The organism is Pseudoalteromonas sp. G5_S1_14_S5 (assembly GCF_054968605.1).
In genome coordinates this window covers 1-2,951 of the sequence record NZ_JBQKUM010000154.1, presented here as the reverse complement: position 1 = coordinate 2,951, position 2,951 = coordinate 1, and the positions used below count along the sequence as shown (strand labels likewise).

The following is a 2,951-nucleotide window of genomic DNA, read 5'->3' as shown; positions in this document are numbered from 1 at the left end:
CGGTGCTGCTGATCCTGAACTCTCCACATATCAAGATGTTGGTTTAGATAAAATTGAACAGGAAGAAGTCGATTATTTAAATGAAGTTATACAAAGTAATTCCCTGTTGGATGAGAAAAAAATATTAAAACTTATCCAATTATTTTCCCATCGTTACCCGGTTACTGAGACGTTATTGCTGGAACAAGGCGTAAGTAATCAAGCCAGCATTGCTGCATTAGGCGTTATGCATATTCAAGATCTCATACAACGACATAGGCTTGTGAGTAAACAACAAATTAGTGCGTATATTAGTGCGACAACGGTAGTAGGTAATGTTGGAGATACGGGGTCAATACCTACTTTTCATATAGATAGAGACCAAGCAAGCTTTGATGGTTTCCCCACACAACTTGCAAAAGCCAATGGTGATAATTTTGGCGTTACACGGGTTCAACGAAACAATTACTTAGTAACATCGACAGTCAATCCTAATATGTATGCTATGGGTAGTAACATGCGTGGTGCTCTGTTGCTAAAAAAAGATAGCTCGCCAAATTTTACGCCTGTTTCTACCCCCGCTGGTTTTTCAAGCGCTGCCGCTGCTTTTTCTAATTTTGATGAAAATCATATGACAGCTATTTTCTCAAATCGTGATTTGATTGTGGATGAAAACACATTAAGCCCTCGCCACCCATTCGGTGCGTATACCTCACATGATAAAGGTGATACGTGGGTTCTTGCACATCCTTATGCTGGACTTTCTCAGGAGCCTCTAGGTAATAACAGTATCTTGTGGGGTCACACTCAAGAGCTTAAAGATTGGGTGTTTTTAGCAACTCATCGCAATGGATTGTATATATCAAAAGATGCTGGCGTCAGTTTTCAGCCTGTAACTAATTATTACGCATCGACACTTACCACAAGCTTTGATAGCAACACATTTATTCGAACTCTTACACTTAGTCATGACAGCATCAGTGGTGAGCAATATCTCTTTGTTATAGCAAAACCGAGTGCTTATTACTCTGCTTCAGGTACCGTGAGTACTGATACCCCTGATGGTGAAGGCTATCGTCTTACTATTGCAGGTGGTGAGATCACTGAAGTAAAGCTGCTCAATAATTATTTTAACGCGAGTAATGTCGAGCGAAAATATGCAGACATTAGTTTTAAAAACGGTAGCAAAGAAGGGTATGGACTGTTTTTTGACAAAAAAGACGTTAATGAGGAAGGTAATGGCGGTCGTCATGTTACGCGTATTAGTGAGTATGGCGATATAATTTGCGATCTACAAACGTCAAATTCTTATTGTGACAATTACAGTACTACACCTGGTGTTACTGCTCAAAATCAAGAAGTCTGTAGCATTGCCAATAATCCATATAATCCTGATATGTGGGTGATGCTTAGAGGGGGGGAAACACGCACCTCGCTTGTTGTCACTACGGATGATGGATTAACTTGGCAGCATACTGATCGCACCACAGTTGAGCTTAATGGGGAAGATTATGTGACGAGCATGACAATGTCCTCCGCTATTTATGAAGACCCTCAGTACGCAGCTATTCAAAATGGTGACTACCAATACTTGTTAAACACAACGACAGGTTGCCAAGGTGTCTCGATTGGTTTTATTGATGCTACCAGTTTTCGAATAATACCGATCAGTAAAGAGAAGCCGATTTTAGTTACAAGAGACAGTGGGGCGACATTTTCAACCGATCAAATCAGTTCTGAAAATAAATGGGTGATGGAAGCCAGTATTGATGGTGAGTACCAACTGATTGCTTTTGGTGAGTATGGTTTTAAATACAGTGTTGATGGTGGACAAAGTTATCGCGTTATTAATGATCTTACCCGTCAAACAATAAAAGACTTAAAAGTAAAAGCTGCCCCTATTGTTGATAGCCATGCCTCACAAGCGCGTGGACAAGCGGCAGTATTAAGAAGTACTAGCACGGGATTTACAGCTTACATCCTATACACTGAAGTTGCTTACCTTGTCCGTTTAGACTATGACAAAGCGGCAGATACGGTGTCGATAACACCTATCATGCAAAATGGAGATAATCTTTCTACGTCTTATACGCTAAATAGCAGCAACAACGTCAATTATAATGCGGCGGGGCGTAGTTATTGGCGACAAAACCATATCTACATTGGTAACCTTGTTTCTAGAGATAATGGTCAAACATTCAGTCATCTGTGTATAAATGATGACTGCAGCGTAAGAGAAAATTGGTACATAGTGATGGATGTCCATCCTAGCGATCCACAAAAAATCGTGGCATATCATGAGAAACAAACAGCAAAAGATATCAACTTGTCAGTTTCTTATGATGCGGGTGTAACTTGGACTTTATTACCTAATACCGAGCTGTATGAAACGGCTCATGGCAAAACCTACGCTATCCGTTCGATTCTCTATTATGGGGATGTTAAAAAAGGTGTTAGTTTTATTCCTGAGGTAGGAAAACAACTTAATGATCAAAGTTTCGCTTTATTGGTTGCAGGACGAAGCGGTCTGTATCGTTTTGATTATGACTCTAAGGTTTCATCACCAATCGATCAACTTACTTGGAAGCTATTGAATCAATTCTTACCAATTGAGGCAAGTAGGCAGGGTAAACCTTGGTTAAGTGAAATATTGTTTAATCCGGTACAACCTAATATTGCTGTTGCTGTACAAATTAATGATAAAATTATGTTTGGTCAGTGGTTTAACTTTGTAGGTGAAGATGAGTTCTATTACAAGCCCAATACTACCGAGCACCCGATTTATATCAGCTTTGATAGTGGTAAAAGCTGGTATAACTTGCGAAATGAAAAGTTATTGCCCTATACAGCAATTTCAAGTGTTACGTTTAATGCTCAAGGAGATTTGATGCTATATACCGCAAATTATGGCGTAATCACCATTCCGTTAGCCAGTATGGATTGGGTATCAATCAAATGATATTTTTTAAACG

At 39.5% G+C, this 2,951-nt stretch carries 1 protein-coding gene; it reads left to right on the top strand.

Annotation, left to right across the window (positions count from 1 at the left end):
* On the top strand, positions 1–2,938 hold a 2,938-nt coding region (locus ACTRWI_RS22170), incomplete at its 5' end, for a hypothetical protein (RefSeq protein WP_499133860.1).
* Positions 2,939–2,951: the final 13 nt, after the last annotated feature.